At 56.8% G+C, this 18,506-nt stretch carries 21 protein-coding genes; 13 read left to right on the top strand and 8 right to left on the bottom strand.

Annotated features, from left to right (window positions below; genetic code table 11):
- Window positions 1–308: 308 nt before the first annotated feature.
- Window positions 309–947, bottom strand: coding sequence for a class I SAM-dependent methyltransferase (locus tag ACZ6WW_RS20205; protein ID WP_465275796.1), 639 nt, complete (start codon window positions 945–947; stop codon window positions 309–311).
- Window positions 948–1,222: 275 nt separating this feature from the next.
- Between ACZ6WW_RS20205 and ACZ6WW_RS20200 the strand changes: the two genes are divergently transcribed.
- Window positions 1,223–1,732, top strand: a complete 510-nt coding sequence (locus ACZ6WW_RS20200; protein ID WP_465275795.1) for a hypothetical protein — start codon at window positions 1,223–1,225, stop codon at window positions 1,730–1,732.
- 239 nt (window positions 1,733–1,971) lie between these two features.
- Entirely contained in the window at window positions 1,972–2,451 is a 480-nt protein-coding gene (locus ACZ6WW_RS20195; RefSeq protein WP_281851830.1) for a YkgB family protein, read from the top strand.
- Between the two features lie 74 nt (window positions 2,452–2,525).
- Here ACZ6WW_RS20195 and ACZ6WW_RS20190 read toward each other — a convergent pair whose 3' ends face one another.
- A complete protein-coding gene (locus ACZ6WW_RS20190; RefSeq protein WP_465275794.1) occupies window positions 2,526–3,005 on the bottom strand; it encodes a hypothetical protein in 480 nt (159 codons plus the stop codon).
- On the opposite strand from ACZ6WW_RS20190, the gene ACZ6WW_RS20185 reads away from it, so the two are divergent.
- From ACZ6WW_RS20185 to ACZ6WW_RS20165, 5 genes are all read left to right on the top strand, one after another.
- Window positions 3,004–3,618 carry a hypothetical protein gene (locus ACZ6WW_RS20185; RefSeq protein WP_465275793.1) on the top strand — a complete coding sequence of 205 codons (615 nt, stop codon included), beginning with the start codon at window positions 3,004–3,006 and terminating at the stop codon, window positions 3,616–3,618. The two genes, ACZ6WW_RS20190 and ACZ6WW_RS20185, sit on opposite strands and share 2 nt — an antisense overlap.
- A 61-nt stretch (window positions 3,619–3,679) precedes the next feature.
- Entirely contained in the window at window positions 3,680–4,678 is a 999-nt protein-coding gene (locus ACZ6WW_RS20180; protein ID WP_465275792.1) for a YVTN family beta-propeller repeat protein, read from the top strand.
- Between the two features lie 57 nt (window positions 4,679–4,735).
- Window positions 4,736–5,140, top strand: coding sequence for a hypothetical protein (locus ACZ6WW_RS20175; protein WP_465275791.1), 405 nt, complete (start codon window positions 4,736–4,738; stop codon window positions 5,138–5,140).
- 380 nt (window positions 5,141–5,520) lie between these two features.
- Window positions 5,521–6,030 (top strand): H-type lectin domain-containing protein, encoded by a 510-nt coding sequence (locus tag ACZ6WW_RS20170; protein WP_465275790.1) that lies wholly within the window; start codon window positions 5,521–5,523, stop codon window positions 6,028–6,030.
- Window positions 6,031–6,578: 548 nt separating this feature from the next.
- Window positions 6,579–7,055 (top strand): hypothetical protein, encoded by a 477-nt coding sequence (locus ACZ6WW_RS20165; RefSeq protein ID WP_465275789.1) that lies wholly within the window; start codon window positions 6,579–6,581, stop codon window positions 7,053–7,055.
- A gap of 53 nt (window positions 7,056–7,108) precedes the next feature.
- Here ACZ6WW_RS20165 and ACZ6WW_RS20160 read toward each other — a convergent pair whose 3' ends face one another.
- Window positions 7,109–8,491 (bottom strand): tyrosinase family protein, encoded by a 1,383-nt coding sequence (locus tag ACZ6WW_RS20160; protein ID WP_465275788.1) that lies wholly within the window; start codon window positions 8,489–8,491, stop codon window positions 7,109–7,111.
- 450 nt (window positions 8,492–8,941) lie between these two features.
- On the bottom strand, window positions 8,942–10,075 hold the full coding sequence (locus ACZ6WW_RS20155) for an FAD-dependent oxidoreductase (RefSeq protein WP_465275787.1): 1,134 nt from the start codon (window positions 10,073–10,075) through the stop codon (window positions 8,942–8,944).
- A 102-nt stretch (window positions 10,076–10,177) separates the two neighbouring features.
- Between ACZ6WW_RS20155 and ACZ6WW_RS20150 the strand changes: the two genes are divergently transcribed.
- The 3 genes from ACZ6WW_RS20150 to ACZ6WW_RS20140 all read left to right on the top strand — a co-directional run bounded on the left by ACZ6WW_RS20150 (window position 10,178) and on the right by ACZ6WW_RS20140 (window position 12,349).
- Window positions 10,178–10,858 (top strand): TetR/AcrR family transcriptional regulator, encoded by a 681-nt coding sequence (locus tag ACZ6WW_RS20150; RefSeq protein ID WP_465275786.1) that lies wholly within the window; start codon window positions 10,178–10,180, stop codon window positions 10,856–10,858.
- An 88-nt stretch (window positions 10,859–10,946) separates the two neighbouring features.
- Entirely contained in the window at window positions 10,947–11,555 is a 609-nt protein-coding gene (locus ACZ6WW_RS20145; protein ID WP_465275785.1) for a hypothetical protein, read from the top strand.
- A gap of 563 nt (window positions 11,556–12,118) precedes the next feature.
- On the top strand, window positions 12,119–12,349 hold the full coding sequence (locus ACZ6WW_RS20140) for a hypothetical protein (RefSeq protein ID WP_465275784.1): 231 nt from the start codon (window positions 12,119–12,121) through the stop codon (window positions 12,347–12,349).
- A 17-nt stretch (window positions 12,350–12,366) separates the two neighbouring features.
- Here the strand turns inward: ACZ6WW_RS20140 and ACZ6WW_RS20135 are convergent, their stop codons facing one another.
- Together ACZ6WW_RS20135 and ACZ6WW_RS20130 are read right to left on the bottom strand one after the other, a co-directional pair.
- On the bottom strand, window positions 12,367–13,212 hold the full coding sequence (locus ACZ6WW_RS20135; RefSeq protein WP_465275783.1) for a class I SAM-dependent methyltransferase: 846 nt from the start codon (window positions 13,210–13,212) through the stop codon (window positions 12,367–12,369).
- 146 nt (window positions 13,213–13,358) lie between these two features.
- Window positions 13,359–14,282 carry an alpha/beta hydrolase gene (locus ACZ6WW_RS20130; RefSeq protein WP_465275839.1) on the bottom strand — a complete coding sequence of 308 codons (924 nt, stop codon included), beginning with the start codon at window positions 14,280–14,282 and terminating at the stop codon, window positions 13,359–13,361.
- A gap of 237 nt (window positions 14,283–14,519) precedes the next feature.
- Here ACZ6WW_RS20130 and ACZ6WW_RS20125 point away from each other — a divergent pair, with 237 nt between their 5' ends.
- Entirely contained in the window at window positions 14,520–15,050 is a 531-nt protein-coding gene (locus tag ACZ6WW_RS20125) for a DUF6630 family protein (RefSeq protein WP_465275782.1), read from the top strand.
- Between the two features lie 21 nt (window positions 15,051–15,071).
- On the opposite strand, the gene ACZ6WW_RS20120 is transcribed toward ACZ6WW_RS20125, so the two are convergent.
- Window positions 15,072–15,947, bottom strand: a complete 876-nt coding sequence (locus ACZ6WW_RS20120) for a VOC family protein (protein ID WP_465275781.1) — start codon at window positions 15,945–15,947, stop codon at window positions 15,072–15,074.
- Between the two features lie 98 nt (window positions 15,948–16,045).
- Complete coding sequence (locus tag ACZ6WW_RS20115) at window positions 16,046–16,741, bottom strand: DUF4386 domain-containing protein (RefSeq protein WP_465275780.1); 696 nt, start codon at window positions 16,739–16,741, stop codon at window positions 16,046–16,048.
- 164 nt (window positions 16,742–16,905) lie between these two features.
- On the opposite strand from ACZ6WW_RS20115, the gene ACZ6WW_RS20110 reads away from it, so the two are divergent.
- Together ACZ6WW_RS20110 and ACZ6WW_RS20105 are read left to right on the top strand one after the other, a co-directional pair.
- A complete protein-coding gene (locus tag ACZ6WW_RS20110; protein ID WP_465275779.1) occupies window positions 16,906–17,355 on the top strand; it encodes an SMI1/KNR4 family protein in 450 nt (149 codons plus the stop codon).
- A 103-nt stretch (window positions 17,356–17,458) separates the two neighbouring features.
- Window positions 17,459–18,376, top strand: coding sequence for a M14 family metallopeptidase (locus ACZ6WW_RS20105; protein ID WP_465275778.1), 918 nt, complete (start codon window positions 17,459–17,461; stop codon window positions 18,374–18,376).
- Window positions 18,377–18,506: the final 130 nt, after the last annotated feature.

The following is an 18,506-nucleotide window of genomic DNA, read 5'->3' as shown; positions in this document are numbered from 1 at the left end:
ATGGGTCGTGATGAAGACTTGGCAGAAAGCAACGCTATTTGTCGGTGTTTCGGTCGTGCACTTCGTGGTGTCCGTGCTTACCTTTGCTCGTATGGAAAGTTGCGGTATTAATCATCTCTGCACTCTGGTGGACAGAGCTCAATGCTGGCTGTTCAACGTTCCATTGCTGTGGATAGTTGAACTCATGCGCAAGTTTCACTACGACGTATTTACATCCATACCCGCTGCGTTGGCTTTAATGGCAGCGAACTCAATCGTTGTGGTCACGACTTTCTATTTCGTGTTCCTTTTTCGATGGAGGGTCCGGTCTACGAATGCTGCCCAATATAGAGCACACTCTGCTCCGTAATGCCGCATTGCCGAAAAATCTCGCGCCCGAATGTTGCGACATCGAGGCTATTCACCTGGAAGCCGCCCGCGCGTAGCCGCTTGAGAAAATCTTCGCGCTCGTACATGCGGATGTGATCGTCCTGACCAAAGCGCCGCCAGCGCTCATTGACGTCCGTCACGCTCGGATCCTCATCGGTTTGCTGCAGACCGAGCAAGATCGGCACCATCAGAATGGCGACCCCGTTGGGCGCCAGAATACGATTCAGCTCGCGGATGGCCTTGGCATCGTCAGGCACATGCTCCAGAACGTGAGAGCACACGATGAGGTCGAAGCTGCCATCGGCATAGCAATCCATCTGGGTGATGTCGACCTTGTCGTCCGCCAGCGGTGACATCAAGTCGGCGGAGCGATATTGCACACCCGGCAAGCTCTTCAGGAATTGAGAAAGCCTGGGTGCTGGCGCGATATCCAGCACACGCAGCGCCTGCTCGGAGCGTTGCTGCACATAGGCCTTCAGAAACAGGGCATACAGGCGATCCCGATCGGATGCCTGGCAGATGGGGCACAAATACTGCCCGACATTGAGCGTCTCGAACTGATCCAGCGAGTAGGACACATTCAGTCGATGGAACGTGTCGAAGTAACTGTTCGGAAGCGGGAGGAAATTGGGAAAGCTATGAGTACAAATGGGGCAAGACTTCATACATGGACCTTTGATTGCGCCTTCCATCACTGAATCGACCGACGGTCGGAAAACTTGATTTACTGAGCGCGGCGCGCAGGGCGTACAGGTAGGTGATTAGGCCTGCCAGACCTAGCCATTTGCCACGTGGATCGCGTACCTGGCTGCCTGCCAATAGCGGATCATCTCATTCACCATCTGCGATAAGAATGACGGAGCAGCTAACTGACGCTGCCCGAACAGTTCTGATCGAAATTACTCAAAGCCAAGGATTCTGGAAAATGGGCGACGTCTGGATGCTGCTGCTTTTCGGTCTGCTTGCCATTGTCGGTCCGATCATTGCTGCCAAGCTGCCGCCGCCGGCAGCGAAAGTTCAGCTGGAAAAGTCATTCATGGCACAAGGCATCGATGTCGATGGCACGCGTTATGCCGCATCGGACTTTGAGATTCTCTTTCGTCAAGAGATCTACTCTCGTGGCCTAATCTATGGCCGGAGGCCCTTTCATTCGGATGCGGAGTGGATCCTCCGGGCCCCCAATGGCGGCTATGTACTCGGTATTGCGCAGTGTGATCCGGAAGAAAGCGAATTTGGCATTCGCTGGACCTGGCGGCGGCTAACCGAAGAACGTGCGCGACATGCGCTGCTTCACGACGCCAAGGCCTATCGATCGGCTTTCGGCGAGTCGCCCTCGGGCAAGAGGCAGGGTGGCGATGCCTAGTCCTCAGGGAGGTCATGCAGGTTGGAACCTATTCGACTGATGGCTCGAGAGCCTGGTGAGAAGACGTCCGCAGCCGAGCTACCTGGGGCGGGAACGCGAGGTAGCGGTCAGCGATAAGCGTTGGAGCGCAGTCGTCGACATTTGAGTTAATTGAGCATGTTTACGACTTTTTTAAGCATTAATAATATCAATGCTCCTTCGTAAAGTGGCTCCACCGTCAATCAACGAAGGAGCTGCCAATGAACTCACTTATCAACGCTCTATCGAAATCCGCCCTGTTACGGAAGGATTTTGACTATCACCTGGTGCGCGCATCCATGGTGATCATGTTCTTTTTCTTCGGCTACCAGAAATGGTTCGAGTACGAGGCGCAGACGCTGATTCCCTTCATCAGCAACGGACCGCTTATTTCGTGGATGTACCCGGTCTTCGGCGTGCGTGGCGCGAGCTGGTTCCTCGGCGTTTCCGAATGGACGTTCGGGTCGCTGATCTTGCTTGGCTACTGGAGCAAGCGGCTAGGCATCCTCGGTGCGGCCGGTTCGGTAGTCACGTTCGTCATGACGGTTACCATCATCCCCTTCATGCCTAACGGCTGGGCCGAATCGGCCGGTGGCTTTCCGGCCATGGTCGGCAACGTCCCCTTTCTCATGAAGGACATCGTGTTGCTTGCGGCATCGGTCTACCTGTTGAAGCAGGACGTTGCCAGAGCGGCTCAGTAATGGATCCCGGAACAGAGTGTGTTGCAGGCGCACTCTGTTCGCCCGGTCGGTGACAAATCAATGCGATTTGGGTTTTATCTTGCCAGCGCTTGCCCCAGACAAGTGGGCGATTTGCTGGGATAGTTTCGTACACACCATTGCTGCCACAAGGCTGTGTTTGATTGGCGATCCGCCGGACTGGCGCCGTTGTAGACAACAACGAAGTTCTGTCCTGTGAGCTGGTTGAGAATGGCGGCCAAAGCGTCGTGGACTACAGATGGTGAGTAGTGACGGATGCCTTCGAACGCATCGTCGGCATCGTTGTTCAGCTCGATCTCCGATTTGGGAAGCTGGCGCATGTCACTCAAATGGCCGACGAGATAAGGCACGGCGTCAGTGCCTAATGCTTCAAGCTCCGCGAAAGCCTTGGCCTCCGTCCCTGATTGGGTTACTTGACCCAATAAAGTGTCGACTTTACTGGCCAAGGGATCGGTATTGTGTGGGGGAGTAATACAGCCGCCCAAGGTGGCCATCCATAACGACAGGCAAACAAGTCTGCAACGAAATGGTGGCATGTCTACGGCCTCGGATCCCCTGGAGATTCCACTAGGGTGGATGCTCGATTCCGCAGATGCAAGCTACCAGAATGGCCTGGGCAGGGAAGAAGTTACGTTTATCGTCAAGGTACTTTACGAGCGCTGCCGTCAAAGCATACTGTGGGCTCATATGAAGACGTCAGCGATGGATAGCGCCGCCAAATGGCTTCAATGGTCAGCCCCCGACGCAGCTTATCTATCGGGGAAAAGTGTCTTTGAATTTCTTCAGCCATTGCTGACGATCGCTGCTCCCGAATTTGTGATAGTGGATGTCCCGGCCGGTGCGGTGTTTGGCTTGAGGGCAGTCGATAGACTGGGGCTGGTTACGAACGATTTCATGTCAAAAGTCTCCGATGCCGATCAATATGACTGGGCATTCTTTTATTTTTTCAAGGAGAGACTTGAAGAAGATTGCCAGGATGAGTCGGACCGTTGCCTGATAGGCAAGTCGGATTTCACGGTAAGGCTTGCCGACTCAAGTTACTTTTATGTCTACAGCTCAAATAAGGCGTTGAACGAGCATCTGTCTTTCAGCTTGGTCTATGGCGAGAAAAAAATAGCCAGGCTAAGTGATCTGGACATAGCGTACTGAACGAAAAAGTGAAGTCAGGTTGTTGTATCCGAACCGCAGCATTAACTTCTAAAGGATGTTCATGATGATTGAGCTGGAGATGTTCGATGCGCGCCCCGTAGCACGCCGTTGGATCGCAGGTGCGGTTCGCTACATAGTTCCTTTGCTGATGGCGTTGATGGCGTTCCCTGCGTTAGCCAATAACAATGCTTACGTGGCCAATCAGGGCGGGCATTCCGTTTCCGTCATTGACATGGCTACCAATGCGGTGACCGCAACGGTACCTGTAGGTGTTGCTCCTCTAAGTATCGCGGTGAGTCCGAGCGGAGCCAGCATCTATGTGGCCAATGCTGGTGACAACACGGTGTCCGTGATTGATGCCCGCACGAATTCGGTAACCGCCACGGTGCCTGCTCAGAACGCACCCGGGGCCTTAGTGGTCAGCCCTGATGGCGCCCACGTCTATGTCGCCAACGCCAATTCCAGTACCGTCTCCGTAATCGACGCAGCGACTAACGCCATTGTCGCTACGGTTCCGGTGGGAATCATTCCGCTGAGTATAGCGATCAGCCCCGATGGGACTCATGTGTATACGGCTAACGTAGGGGACAGTACCGTTTCCGTGATCGATACAGCCAACAATGCGGTGACTGTTACGGTGCCGGTAGGGACCAGTCCCTTTGGCGTGGCAGCCGGCCCGTTTGGCGCCCAGGTATATGTCGCTAATTTCGATTCCAATGATGTTTCCGTGATCGACACGGCGACCAACACCGTGAAGGCTACCGTTCCGGTCGGCAGCGGCACGGACGCTGTGGCTGTCGGCGTCATCGGTGCCCAGGTATACGTGGCCAACGCCACGGACAACTCCGTTTCCGTCCTCAATGCCATCAACAAAGTCGTGATCGCCACGGTGCCAGTAGGGATTTCGCCGGGGGGCGTCGCAGTGAGTCGAACCTCCGCTCGCGCCTACGTGGCCAATACAGGTTCCAATACCGTTTCCGTGATCAGTCCGCTCACCAAAAAGGTAGTTGCGACGATAAGCGTGGGTAAGGAGCCGGCAGCCGTGGCGATGCAGCCGTGAGGATCATGATGGGAGGGGGATGCGTTCAAGAGTGGGGTGAGTGTCAGGAACTCAAACGTGCTGCTTAAGTCGGCGTGGCCCATTTTTACTGCACTGATGGTGGCTGCTGGTGCCAATGGGATATTTGTTTCATCCCATGCGGAAGACAGCAAGATGGGAATCAGGATTGAATCGGGTGGTGATGACGGACTCACTCAGAATCTCGTAGCTTCTCTTGAGAAAAGCGTGGCCGCATCGGATCGATTCACTCAGGGCTCTCAGGGAGGGGAAGGCGCGCGATGGATTCTTCCTGGCCATCTGTACTGGCACGATGTAGGGCAGCGGACTAATTTCTACTACGTCATTGTTATCGTCGGCCCGGCATCGAAATTTCTTGGGACGGTTGATGGTTCATGTTGGGCCGATGAGATGGATATCTGCTCCAGGAAGATCGTTGCCGATATCGCAGCTGTGGCTCGTTAAGACTGCAGGCCCAGGAGCGGGGCGCGCCGCTCCCCGATCTATCATTACTTGGATTTTAATAAATTTTTATCGTCGTGTATTTACTTATAATAATGCCGATAAGGATTATTATTATTGTGGATACCGCATCACGGATTTAATATGTTTCAATAATGTGCTACCGGCATAGGGATTGGGCTGTGATATTTATTATGACGGGGATGCCAAATCCAAGGACTCGTTCCTGAAAAAGGCGGGGTCTTTTTGTGACCTTGAGCTTTCCATGAAGATCCTGTTTTGTTTCAACAGCGCCATTCTCGATGGCGAGCCATTGCCTTGCCGCCTCCCCGGTCGCCAGTGTCTTGCTGGCCTTTCTCGGTTGATTTTCATGGAGTCAGCATATGAAATACCTATGCGTGCAATTCATGTTAGCCGCAAGCTTGTTCGTCGGTGCTCTGATGCCTCATGCCGTTCATGCACAAACGAGCGAGGGGCCGTCCAATACACCGATCTACGCCTGCGTTGATAATGTGGCAGGCATTCAATCGGTGAGGTGGGTGACTTCGTTGCCCTGTATTCCTCCATTGTTAGGGACTACGAAGGTCGGGCAGCCAAGCCAGACCGTGTTCACCGCTTTATATAACGAAGGGGGGTCGGTGGTCGGCAGCTCCTCTTTAAGCGGCGATGCAATCATCGATCCGGTGGATGATGTCTACACCATTACATTCAGTTCCGCGTTCGCATCAACGCCGGTTTGCGTGGCTGCTGTGGTCGGCGCAAGTTCCACAGACTTTCAAATTGAAGTGTCCAATATCACGACCACGGGTGTTACGGTAGCCACACAATCGACGACGCCTCCTTTCGGGGCTGCTCCCGTACCCTTTGTGCTCAGTTGCACGCTTCCTCGTTGATCGGTGGAAGCGCGTATGAATTAAGTGTAGGCAGGCTCGCGGCGGAGATGGCCGCGAGCCTGCGGAGCTTTAAGGCGAGATGCACTATCTGCGAAGCGATAAACTTGATTCGGTGGCGTGGTCAATCCCGACTTCGTTCCGATCGGCACCCAGCGTCCGATCGAAATATTGTCTGTCTATGTGCAGACCCGGTCACCCGGGTGTAAGACAGACTGGGTGGCTGGTCAACTACAACTACAGCGGCAACGGCAGGCAGCAATGATCGTTCGATAGAAGATACCGGCAGCGACAACTTCGTAAGAATGGTTACCTACATATACGTCGATCCTCAGAGAGCAGTTCCGGCGGAAGCTCATGAGCAAGGGGCGGTGGTAGCGACCTATGACTACACCTCATATAGGAAGATAGTCACCGGAATCTCGCCCAACGGAACTGGGAATCCCAGCAACCAGTTGACCCCGAGACCGAGCGCAGTTTGGAAAATATTCCAAAGATTGAACAGAGGCAGGCCCCGCACATTCCCCTGGATTCAGAGCCTGAGAAATGACATGAAACTGAATGAAAGCCAGGCCTCATCGTTAGCAGGCGATTTAACGAGGGGCGCGATCCTGGATGAAATTCGTATCTTGAGCCTGCAAGTCACATTGCGGTTTTTGATGCAGAAAAACGAGTCGCTTTCGTATATTGATGTTGTGTTCGCGTGCGGTGCTCATATCAACAAGAAGGTCAATGGCGCCGTTTATGCGGATTTTTTTGATGAGCGCTCGGCTTTTCTGTCCGATGTCTACAGATGCATGGGTTCCGAAGTGACTGATGTGACCATGACCGACAGCGGCGTACTCGCCATCGATCTCGGTTCTTGGGGTGTCATATCGATTGAGCCCGCCCTCGATGGAGAGCGTGCGGATGACTGGTCATGGCGTTTCCAGTTCGATAAAAATTTCGATATAGCTACTCTCTCGTGTGTACAAGAGGGTGGCCGTTTTATGTATTTCGCAGATAAGGACGCCTTGGGTCAGGCCTGACATTGCAGGCCTGACCTATGGAATCATTTCGCAATTCCTCGACGTTCGTCGCTCTATTGCGCCGGCGTGTCACCCGCTTCCACACGGAACGCCTTGATATTGATCACCGCGCCCTTGACCGGCGTGTCGCCGTCTACGCGGATGAAGGATACGGTGAGCTTGTCGAGCTTGTCCGGTCCGATTTCCTGCAGGGCCTCGGTGGCCGGGAATGACAGTTGCACGCTGCCGCCGCCATGCTCGGCATGATGCTGCATGCCGGAGATTTCGAACGGGCCCAGGGTGCCGAGCAGGTAGTCGCTGTCCTCGTGTTTGCTGTTGGCGCGCTCAGGCAGATCGATATAGACCTTGTAGTAATAGCCGCCGCTTTGACCAAGTTCAGTGAGCGATACGCCGTCAAGCACCACGCGTATGCTGGTCGTAGCGCTGACGTCTGCGGTCTGGGGAGCTGCCTTCAGCAGGTTGCGCAGTCGCGGTTGCTGCTGGACGGATACGGGCACTTCTACGCTGACTGATTTCTGGTCCAGCGAAAGCTGCTCGCCACCGCCCAGAGTCTGTGTGCTGAGCAGCTGGGGCGACAGCGCCTTGAGCTTGATCAGCGGCGGTCGGTTCGGTGCTCTCACCGGTGGGATCCTGTTGGGCATGTTCTCGTTCTCGTACGTGTAGCCGAGGCCAACGGTCGAGATGGTCACCTTGCGCGGCAAGCTTACGCCGGGCGCATAGTTGAAGATATCCGACCAGTACGACGAGGAGGGCGGCGGCATCGTGCGGCCGTTCCCGGCCTTGACCCAGGCGGCCCACAGGCGGTCGATATTGGCGTGATGCACCCAGAAGATCGGATCCTGGGGCGACTGAAGATTCGCCATCACGCCGCCGATGATATTGTGTACGGCGTTATGCGGGCGGCTCTCCACCGAAGGCTCGAACGCATTAGGTGCGCCCTGCGGAAAATTGATGATCTGATTGGCGAACGGGTCGAGGCTGAGCGACGCGTGCACGTTGGTGTTGCGCCGATTGGCGATATAAAGCGGCGATGTGGGATCGAGGAACTCCACCGGCATATTGGGATTGGTGTAGTAATCCCAGTAAGGTACGACCAGCGCGTTGTTGCGCGAAATGTCGCGCAGCTTCTGTTCGAACAGATGCAGATAGCCGCGATGCCAGGCCAGGAAGTAGGCGATACCATGCGGGCAAAAGTTCTGATGCACGTTGGCCCAGTAAAACCAGCTATTGGGATCGCTGGGATTGGTGTTTGCGCGCATCTTGCGAATGGTCTCGACATACACCGAATAAAGCGGCCCGCGACGAAATACTTCCCAGCTCGGACGCGTCACTGTTGCCGCGGCGGATAGCGGTTCGTCGGCAAAGCCGATACGAGGTAGAAGCGGGACAAGTGCAACGGCCAGCGATGATTTCAGAAAACGCCTTCTGGAATTCATGGAGACTCCCCTTATGAATCAAACAGGAGCGGTCACGCACACTGGCGGGCCGCCGATCGTGTTTCGGTAGCCGCCGCGATAACGGACATTCTCGGCGGGCATGCTTATCCCGTGCTGCTCCCGGCCGACATAGCCGACCGACGCATGTCCCCTCGACATGCGGTGAGCAACACGACTGCTTACCCGGTGTAGAAATTAATAAAAGCCGAGAAGTCTGACAAAAAGCAGACTATTGGCCAAATGCGTCTTTATGAGATGCATCGCCACAAAGCTTGGCGTGCATTTTATTCCCCCTAACCGAAAGCATTATGCAGTCGATTATCGTCGGAAGGCAAATGCTCGATTATTTCCGGGAAATGGGCTTTTCTTGGCAAGCTATTGTTTTCACTGTTTATTGAGTCAATTTGAGCGCATGCCTTTTCTTTGGCGCCGCTCGTTCTGGCTTATTGACTATTCGATGGATGGGTTCTGGGCAAACATATCAACCAGGCTCTGGGGCGCGCCGGGACCGAGGCATATGTTGAGAATCTTTTCCGACTCCGCAGCTTCAAAGGCACTGCGAGGAAAGAGATCCTTTTCATACGCCATCAGCGCGGCTTCAATGTCACCGGGGTTGGCCGCGATGGCCTTTCCGAGTTCGGCGCCATCGAACATGGCGAGATTCGCCCCTTCGCCGGACGGCGTCATCAGGTGTGCCGCATCACCGAGCAGTGTTACACCAGGGACGCGGCTCCATCGGTGCTCGACCGGGAGCGCATGAATCGGGCGAGGTACGGGATCAGTTTCGCCATCGGTGATGAGTGCGGTCAGTGCGGGTGCCCAGTCGTCGAACTCTTTGGCGACGCAGGCGCGGGCAGTCGCCGGGTCGGAGAAATCGATGCTGTCGATCCAGGCCCTGGGTTTGCTCAACTCCACATAGGTATGCAGCACGCCGTTGGGCTCGCGGTGCGCGGCGATCCCTTTTCCCGGCGCCAGTGCAAACAACGAACCGCCGCCGACCACTTCCGCGCTTGCCTTATGGCAGGTGTCGCTATCAAACAGGCAGGTTTCGATGAATGTGATGCCGACATATACCGGCTTCGCCTCGGAAAGGAGTGGCCTGACTTTCGACCACGCGCCATCGGCACCCACGAGAAGGCCGGCCGTCACGGTCGAGCCATCGGCAAAGGTCACCGTGTGCCGGCCATCGCCAAGCGAGGACACCGCGGTGACTTTCTGTCCCCAATGAACGGTGTCGACAGGAAGCGATTCGAGCAGTATTCGGCGGAGCTCTCCGCGGGGTACTTCAGGTCGACCGCCTGTACCGTCATCGGGATCTTCAAACAGGACATGGCCATCCTTGTCGAGCACCCGCGTTGCCTGGCCGCCGGGGTAGATGATTTCAAGGAATTGATCGAACAGCCCTGCCGCCTTGAGCGCTAGCTGTCCGTTGTTTTCATGGATATCGAGCATGCCGCCCTGCGCCCGTGCGTTCGCCGAGGCTTCCGCTTCGTAGACCGTGGCTGCGATGCCGTGAACGTGGAGGACGCGTGCAAGCGTCAGGCCGCCGAGTCCGGCGCCAATGATTGCGATGGTGGTATTCATGGTGATTGTCTTCGGGTTGGGGCTGCTGCGGGAGTCGGGAGGCAGTTGTGGAATGACGTTCCATTATATTGGAGCGGCGTTCCATTTGTGTCAAGATAGGCCATGGCCAAAAAAGCACGCAGCAGCAAACGCCGTGAAGAGTCGCTCTCGCGGGAGCGCATCATCGAAGCGTCGATCGAGATTCTGGACAGCAGCGGAGAGGGCGGCCTGACGTTCCGCGCCCTGTCCGAGCGGCTTGCCACCGGTCCGGGCGCGATTTATTGGCATATCGCCAATAAGGGCGATCTACTGACTGCCGCTAGCGCTCACATCGTCGCCAGCACGATGGAAGCGTGTGTGACCGGCGCGACGCCAGAGGCCACTATTCGCGCCCTCGCCCTGGGCATGTTCGACGCCATCGACGCCCATCCATGGGTGGGCTCGGCGCTCACCGCCGCCCCGGGGCAGTTGCCCACCGTGCGCATTCTCGAACGCATCGGCCAGCAGGTTCAGGCGCTGGGCGTACCGGAAGGAGCGCAGTGGGCAACGGTATCTGCGTTGCTGAGCTACATCCTTGGCGTTGGCGGGCAGAACGCGGCCAATGCGCAGTTCGCTCAGACGCACGGCCTCGATCGATCCAACTTTCTGGATGAGGTGGCGACTGCCTGGTCGCAACTCGATCCGCAGGAATACCCGTTCGCACGCAGCGTCGCCGGGCAGTTGCGCGGCCATGACGACCGCATGGATTTCCTGGCCGGGGTCGATCTCATCCTTAAAGGTATTGGCCCATCGTGGAGCCGTTGACGTGCTTGCCTGATTAGTTAGGAGGCCGCTCCAGCGCGCGTGACCGTTTATAGTCTCGGCAACAAGCGACACCCAGGATGTGGGCCAAATGGGTATGACAAAGAGATTCGTCGATACCGGTAAGTATCTCAGCGCCTTTGCGGACGAAGTTCTTGTTCGTTGCATTCAGTGTGACGCGGCGGGAACAGTTACCGCTCAATGGGGCTCTAGTGGATGGAGTGCTCTATTTCAATGCGCAAGCTGCTCGCTCGAACTGAAGCCCGGTGACTGGGTTGGTCCCGTCAAGCTGGAGGGGCGGCAGCCGTGTGGTTACTGCGGGTACAAATGGCTTGCCTTATCTGTCGACCTTCCCAGGTCGCCAGTGAATCTTCCCGTTGCGCTGCAGAAGCATTGTTCGGAATGCGGCCATGAAACCGCGATCACCGTTTCCGTCGCCATCGCCCGCCCCAGCGACCCATGCATCGATCCGCATTTCGGCCTGCCGTTGCGCCTGAGCAAAGAAACGCGATTCGGTACGGTGTGGGCGTACAACCAAAGGCACGTCGAGGAACTCTTGGGCTACGTATCGGCGAAGCTCAGGGTCAGGCAGAACGCCAGCAATGGCGCAATGTTCTCGCGCCTTCCAAGGTGGATGAAGGCCGCCAGACATCGTGATGAGATTGCAAAGGCCTTGTCCAAGCTCGGCGCTGAGGTCTAAGGTAATCAGGCGCCTAATCGGTGCCCATGTACCTATTCCACGCTGTTACAAATCTTATTTCCATTGGCATATTTGTTTATGTCCGCGATACCAAAGGAATAAGTAATCTCTTGAGGTGTTTCGCAGGTTCCTGCCTGTTGAGAAGCCATTTGTCCAAGCGTAGCGTCACCTGCCAACGCGGTCATTGAGCCAGTAGCGCTGGTCCTGGCTGCTTATTTGGTACAGGGGATTGAGTGCGGGCGATGCGCGCCACGGCTGCAGCAGTGGCGGTGATGTTTTTTTGCGTTGGCGTTGATGATGCTCACCGCGCCAGCGTATGCACAGGCGTCGCCAAATCCCGATGAAGTATCTTCTCAGCCACAGCAGCCATCACCCCCGCCTTCATCACCCGAATCAACAGAACTATCGAAACCACCTACGGACACCGGATGGACATATATAGACTGGCATATTGGCTGGGAGACTTAGTTCCCGAGATCGTACAGTTGGAAGGATACCTTTTCGTTAATCGATTTGGTCAAAGCACTGTTGAGTTGAACGCAAAAGCAAAGAGCTATAAATCCATGCCCGAAGCGCAGTCGTGGATGAACATCGTATTGCTGGATAGCTTCATATCCGAGGTGGTTGGCGATGAGTGGCAATTAGACGATCCTTCGGTGGCCAAGCTCCTTTCTATCTTTGAACAGGCATGGTCTTATCAAGTGCACGCTCTGTATCCGAGCAGCGCATTTACGATCGAGAGACTGGTCGATGACGAAAGCGGAGATCTGGGTCTTAGGCTCTTATCCAGGTGATAGCTCAGTCGGTGAGGTCAAATCTCGCCGACAACTAGTGTGAAACTTTGCAAGAAATGAAAATCCGCACGACGCAACGCGAAATCTGGATGATGCGGATCGCATAGGCGCATCAGCTCCTCGTAGTCGTTGCTCTGCAGATAAGGCTGCAACCGGGGACCCCAGCTGTCTCGAAAAATCGTTTCCACGAGATAGTCCTCGTCCTCTGAGCGCACGGGTGCCAGTCGTTCGATCATGAAGGTGCGCGCACGCACATCCCGTAGCCCTGCCTGGCGCAGCAGGCCGGCAATGGCGCGCACGGCGGTCAGATCACGTTCGTCGAGCTGGTACCGGTCGCGGTAGTACTGGCGCACCGCTTCATTGACCAGGCGCTCCAGTCTGGAGTCCCAGGCAAAGTACATGTCCGGCAATAGCGAGCTCTGGCCGAGCGCAACACGGCCGCCCGGGCGAAGCAGGCCAGTCAGTGCATGGATGCCGGCCAACGGCGAGCGGAGATGGTTGATGACGTTGACCGACCAGATCAGATCGAAGCTCGTAGGAGCCACGGGTGCTTCCATGAGGTTTGCCTGGAGCACCAGTGCGCTATCTGCCGGCGTGATAGCGCGTGCCGCTTTGACATGCGCTCCAGCTAGATCGATGCCGACAACCGCACCCTCGGGAGTCACCTCCTCGGCAAGCCACCCTAATGCCTCTCCCGTGCCGCAGCCCGCGTCCAGGACGCGCATACCCGGCTTCAGCCCAAGGCTCGCGATCGCCTCGCGAAGCTCGGGCGCAGCGAAGGCGTTGAAGCGACGCAGTTTCCCGGAGTAGTCGCGCGCGGCGGTGTCGCCAAGCAATCCGGAAGCGGTAGTCGAGCTATTCATGGGTCAGGCGACTGGACAGGAGTGCCCGCGAGATTAGCGCTTACGGCAGCGGAATGATTGGATCGGCGATAGGAAAGGCAGCGCCCGTTACAAAAAAGACGGCCGCTAAATAGCGGCCGCTCGTAGGAAGCGCAAAAGCCAAGCCTTCAATCCTTGACGATACCGATCGTCCGCAGCCATGCATCGACCAGCGTGGGCCAATGGGTAATCGGAAGCTCCGTCGGCCGCAACCCGAACGCATGCCCGCCGTGCGCGTACAGATGCATCTCCGTGGGCACGTCGGCCTTCTTGAGTGCGGCAAAGTAAGCCAACGATTGGTTGACGCCATCCACGTAGTCGTCTTCAGCCTGCAACAGGAACGTGGGTGGGGTTTCACGGGAGACCGTGATATTCGAATTGAACTTGCCCTCGTCAGTTACCAGATGCCCGGGATAAATGGCGACGGCAAAATCCGGGCGGCTGCTTTCCTTGTCGACCGCATCTACGGGTGCGTAGGTGTGACGTTTGAAGTTGGTGCTCGTTTCAGCGACCAAATAGCCACCTGCCGAGAACCCGAGCACGCCGATCTTGTGCGGATCGATATGCCACTCCGCGGCGCGCGAACGGACCAGTCGCAATGCTCTCTGGGCGTCCTGCAGTGAGGGCATGGACAGGCTGAAATTGTGCGGGCGGCAATCGCATTTCCATTCATACGGTGTGCTTGGAACGCGATACTTCAGCAGAACGCACGTGATGCCTCTGGGTGTAAGCCAGTCGCAGACCTCGGTGCCCTCAAGATCCATGGCCAGCCCCGCAAATCCCCCGCCGGGGAACACGACGACCGCAGCGCCTGTATTCGTCCCGGTGGGGGCGTAGACCGTCATCGTGGGCTGCGACACGTTGGTGACTCCCGAGATCGTCTTGCCGCCGATGAGTTTGTCGCCGGTATCGGTGTGCTCGGGGCCCGGCATGGGCTTGGGATCGGGTGGCGTGCCGGGCCATAGCGGTATTTGCGTATGCCCTGGAGCGGGTTGCCAAACCGTTGTTTGCGCATATGCGCTCCCGCAGAGGGTCAGCAGGCACAGGGCTATGGTCCAAAGCTTCATGGCGCTTCTCCGTTCAGGCGCTCGGCCAAGGTGGCTTGATCAAGGCGGAAATTCAGGTAGAACCCCTTTGTCCATCCTGCAGGCCATCTCGGGCGAGTGGCGGCCGCTGTCATGGATTTTTTCGGGCAAACACCCCGGGTATCGGGACAAATGAACTGCGCGCCTGTTTTCGAGCGTACGTCCGAATGAGATGATGCCGCCCTGACATTGGGTGGCGCAGCCATGAATAGCTCCGACGACGATTTCGATACCGACCATCCCTTCGACGAAGATGATACGTCGCTGGATGCCCAGGTCTGGCAGCTCCTGCTGTTGATCAACCCGGGCGACGACGACGCGGCGCTGCAGCAGTTCGCGGCCTACCGCGATGCGGTGGGCGATACGCATGAGGATGAGATCGACGTGGCGCAGGTCGTGGGGCAGGTGGCCGACTGGCGTGCGACCTTTCATGTGGATGCCGAAGACACGCATGCGCTGGTGCAGGCGATCGATGAACTGGGCGCGCGCTGGAATCTGGCGATCGACTGGAACGGCGATCCGGACGACGACGATTTCCATGCCCATGTCGATGCGGAGGAACTGCTCGCCGTCGCCTATGACAATCTTGCGCCACATGGCTACACCTTGTGGCTGCGAGATACCGATGATGAAAGCTTCGCCGGCTGGATGACGCTCAGTCGCGATGCCGAGCCGATGCGCGAGCTGGCCCGGGAGCTTGGTGTCCATCTACGCCTGGGTAGCGAGGCGGGTTGAATTAAACGAGCGACGGATCGCCTAGGGCTTCGTCTCCCGAAACTCAATCCACATGCCGCGTGCAAGCGTTGGCGGAACGAACAGACTCTTCCCGTCACTGGAAGTTATCTCAGGCGGGATGCTGAGACCGGCTGCGCGAAGCGAGCGCCTCACCTTGCCCAGATCGGATGTTTGGACCGTAACGCCAACGATGCGATGGCCGGGCACTACCTGATAGCTCATTGGTAGCAGACGTATCTCGCCTTGTTTGAAGCGCATGGTTTCAACGGACGTCTTCTTCGGCATGCGGGTCACGCTAGTTGCCGATGTCGCGCCGAGGCCACGAAAAAGACTGCGCTCCGCCACGAAATCCTTACCAACCATCCAGACAGCGAGCAGCCGTGTCGCGCCGTTGGGATGTTGAAAGTACTGGGGGAGATCGGTGGGTGAGTGGTTCAAGCCAGCAAAGAAGATATCTGGATGAGGCCCGTTCTCGGCGAGGGAGATCAACCCATCCTCCCGCGTGTATTGCAGTTGTGCTTTATCCAGCCATGCGGCAACGCGCTGAAGATCCGGAGCGTAGAGCGCAAGGAAGGCAGGGCCGTCTCCCCGGGTCAGAAACGTCACATAGGAGGCGGTGACCGAGTCGACCGCGCTGCGCGCGCTGATTAGTTCGATTTCCGTTCCGTCCGGAAATTTCACATGATTGTTTTGAATGCCATCGTCGTGCAGGTGCCCGGGTTTGAGGACAAAGCCCAGACGGGCAAAGTCGGCCGAGGCCTCGCTCAGGTTCTTGACGGCAACCGGCACATGACTCAGGCCAGCGACGGGCGGCGTTTCATTCGGCTCGGCACCTGTGTTCTGCGTACCGAATAGATAGCTCACAGCGAAGACAGAGCAAAGCAGCAGTCTGCGCATGAATATTCCCCGAGGACCTGTCGATATGCCGATAGTGCTTTTTATGGATGGCTAAACGCGGGCGTGGATCTGTCAGTTTTGTGCTTGATCCCCGGTATTCAGAGCTTTGCCCCGGCGCGGCGGCGCGCACCAAACAAAAGGAGCCAGAAGCAGGTACCGATCTCGCCTACAGCAGCGGGCATTCGTATGTAGTGTGCAATGGCGGTACTCGAATACTGAGCAAACAGGATGCTGCCAAACACCTCTACGACATAGCTGAAGCAGCCGAGCATCAGGAAGATTCCGAGGATTCTGGGTAGCAACCCGGACTTGAAGACCAGGTAGCCAAAAGGCAATAGCCATAGTCCCCAGAACAACTCCGTGATCCGTAGCTGGTTGTCATAGGCGTCGAAGGATTGCTTGACCAGCAACTCCAGCTGTCCCGGCGCAAAAGGCTGTTTGCGGGCATCGCTTAACAGGTCCAACACGTCCAGCTGATGGCCCAGGCCAGCCAGCGCGATCGGGACACTGACAGCGACAAAGGCCGTCATGAGAACCGCAATCGGCTTGCTGACGGATTGCAAAAGGTAGAAGAGAGCCAGAGGCAGGAGCAGAAACGCCACCTGTTCGACCAGGGCGCTGGCAATACCCGCTCGAAACAGGAGCTCGGACGCAGCAATGCGATTGATTGTTGCGTGCATATCATCGGAGACGAGGATCTGCGAGGGGACGTAGACCAGCCTGAATACCCCTGCGATGACGACGATGAGATACAAGAGGCCTGCCAATCGAGCGAGCTTGCTTTCGTGGCTCATCTGTTTTCCCCTTTTTAGCTCACATCTGAATCTACCTGGAAACCATGCTTCACAATGGACATTATCCAGGCCGCTGGGCTTTAGCGTGTGCCATAAGACATCGGCCGGTATGATCCAGGGCGGCAACGGGGAGCCATTTGTTGGGGGAATAAGGGGTTCGATAGATGGCCGAGTTAGTCGATCAGGAACAACCCATAGTCGATGCGGAATTTCGCCAGTTCGAGACGCTCTTTTGCCGCTCGCTGCCGGACTCATTCCGATTGCATTATTTGCGCGACAACGGCGGCTCCCCTTTGGAGGACGATGTCGAGGCAGGGCGTTGGGGACTGCCCGTTCATGGATTCAACCCGATCAAGTACGGGACGCTGACCATCGAAACACTGGTCGAAGACTATGGCGATATCACGCCGAGCGATGACGATGTCGGCACGTGGGTCAGGTCGACGTTTGTTCCCTTCGCCTATGACGCCGGTGGCCACGCCATCTTTCTGTCGTTGCGCGATTCGGACTATGGCTACATTTATCTTTATGACCCGGATAATGGCGCCATCTTTCTGATCGAGCGGTCCTTTGAGATGTTTCGAGCGCAGCTCTATGAGGCTACGACGGAGTAGATCCCAGGCCCGATATGGTGCGGAATGATGACGGCTGAAGCATCGTCCGTCGCAGTGCTAAAATTAGCTGATTAACTTTATGCACAGCGGAGCGAATAAAGCCATGATCGTCCAAGCCCGTTATCCGATTGGCACACCCGGTACTCCCTGGGGCCCGGCCGAAGTCGCCACCTGGCTGTCGCAGCAAACCCGCCAGCGCAGCTACGAGGCGGATGTGTTGAGCAAGATCGAGGCATTGCGCTCGCGCTTTGACGTTGTGCAATACGGCAGCCTGAATTATCACCCCGACAGTTATCCGCTGATGGCGATCAAGAGCCGCCAATGGAACGACGAGCTACCCACCGCGCTGGTAACGGGTGGCGTGCATGGTTACGAAACCAGCGGCGTACACGGGGCCTTGCAGTTTGTCGATCAACACGCCGCGGCTTATGAAGGGCGGGTCAATCTGATCGTTGCGCCTTGCGTCAGCCCGTGGGCTTACGAACGGATTCATCGCTGGAACGCACAGGCGCTGGATCCGAACCGCTCGTTCCGCGATAGCAGTCCTGCGCAGGAATCGGCAGCGCTGATGGGGTTGGTCGCACCTTTCCGTGATCGTGTGCTGGTGCATATCGATTTACACGAAACCACCGACACCGACGAATCCGAGTTTCGTCCGGCCTTGGCCGCGCGCGATGGATTGAGCTACGAGCCGGGCGAGATCCCTGATGGGTTCTACCTGGTGGGCGATACGGAGAATCCGCAGCCGGCATTCCAGCGGGCCGTGATCGAGGCGGTGGCCAAGGTCACCCATATTGCTCCCGCGGATGCCAAGGGCGAGATCATTGGTTCGCCGGTCGTGGGGCCAGGCATCATCAACTACGCGCTTAGAAAGCTCGGCCTCTGCGCCGGTATGACCCAAGCCCGTTACACAACGACCACCGAGGTTTATCCCGATAGCCCTCGCGCCACGCCCGAGCAATGCAATACGGCGCAGGTGGCGGCGGTTTGTGCGGCTATCGATTTTGCTTTGGGTGCGTGAGGGGCAACGTTTGTACATGAATCTTGAGGCGCTTTGATCGAGCGATATCGGAATTTCTCGAAAGGCTAACCTACTCGTCGTCCCGGCGCAGGCCGGGATCCAGTGACTTTGCAATCGGTTGTCGCGAAAG

Source organism: Dyella sp. NPDC103356 (assembly GCF_055584465.1).
Note: the sequence above shows the minus strand (reverse complement) of the source record. Positions and strands in the feature narration are given on the sequence as shown.

Bases quoted from the DNA above. Each gene is read 5' to 3' on its own strand.
- ACZ6WW_RS20160 (WP_465275788.1), bottom strand. From the start codon at position 8,491: ATGAATTCCAGAAGGCGTTTTCTGAAATCATCGCTGGCCGTTGCACTT.
- ACZ6WW_RS20105 (WP_465275778.1), top strand. From the start codon at position 17,459: ATGATCGTCCAAGCCCGTTATCCGATTGGCACACCCGGTACTCCCTGG.
- ACZ6WW_RS20195 (WP_281851830.1), top strand. From the start codon at position 1,972: ATGAACTCACTTATCAACGCTCTATCGAAATCCGCCCTGTTACGGAAG.
- ACZ6WW_RS20155 (WP_465275787.1), bottom strand. From the start codon at position 10,075: ATGAATACCACCATCGCAATCATTGGCGCCGGACTCGGCGGCCTGACG.
- ACZ6WW_RS20125 (WP_465275782.1), top strand. From the start codon at position 14,520: ATGAATAGCTCCGACGACGATTTCGATACCGACCATCCCTTCGACGAA.
- ACZ6WW_RS20120 (WP_465275781.1), bottom strand. From the start codon at position 15,947: ATGCGCAGACTGCTGCTTTGCTCTGTCTTCGCTGTGAGCTATCTATTC.
- ACZ6WW_RS20190 (WP_465275794.1), bottom strand. From the start codon at position 3,005: ATGCCACCATTTCGTTGCAGACTTGTTTGCCTGTCGTTATGGATGGCC.
- ACZ6WW_RS20135 (WP_465275783.1), bottom strand. From the start codon at position 13,212: ATGAATAGCTCGACTACCGCTTCCGGATTGCTTGGCGACACCGCCGCG.
- ACZ6WW_RS20200 (WP_465275795.1), top strand. From the start codon at position 1,223: ATGACGGAGCAGCTAACTGACGCTGCCCGAACAGTTCTGATCGAAATT.
- ACZ6WW_RS20180 (WP_465275792.1), top strand. From the start codon at position 3,680: ATGATGATTGAGCTGGAGATGTTCGATGCGCGCCCCGTAGCACGCCGT.
- ACZ6WW_RS20170 (WP_465275790.1), top strand. From the start codon at position 5,521: ATGAAATACCTATGCGTGCAATTCATGTTAGCCGCAAGCTTGTTCGTC.
- ACZ6WW_RS20165 (WP_465275789.1), top strand. From the start codon at position 6,579: ATGAAACTGAATGAAAGCCAGGCCTCATCGTTAGCAGGCGATTTAACG.
- ACZ6WW_RS20145 (WP_465275785.1), top strand. From the start codon at position 10,947: ATGGGTATGACAAAGAGATTCGTCGATACCGGTAAGTATCTCAGCGCC.
- ACZ6WW_RS20150 (WP_465275786.1), top strand. From the start codon at position 10,178: ATGGCCAAAAAAGCACGCAGCAGCAAACGCCGTGAAGAGTCGCTCTCG.
- ACZ6WW_RS20115 (WP_465275780.1), bottom strand. From the start codon at position 16,741: ATGAGCCACGAAAGCAAGCTCGCTCGATTGGCAGGCCTCTTGTATCTC.
- ACZ6WW_RS20110 (WP_465275779.1), top strand. From the start codon at position 16,906: ATGGCCGAGTTAGTCGATCAGGAACAACCCATAGTCGATGCGGAATTT.
- ACZ6WW_RS20140 (WP_465275784.1), top strand. From the start codon at position 12,119: ATGCCCGAAGCGCAGTCGTGGATGAACATCGTATTGCTGGATAGCTTC.
- ACZ6WW_RS20185 (WP_465275793.1), top strand. From the start codon at position 3,004: ATGTCTACGGCCTCGGATCCCCTGGAGATTCCACTAGGGTGGATGCTC.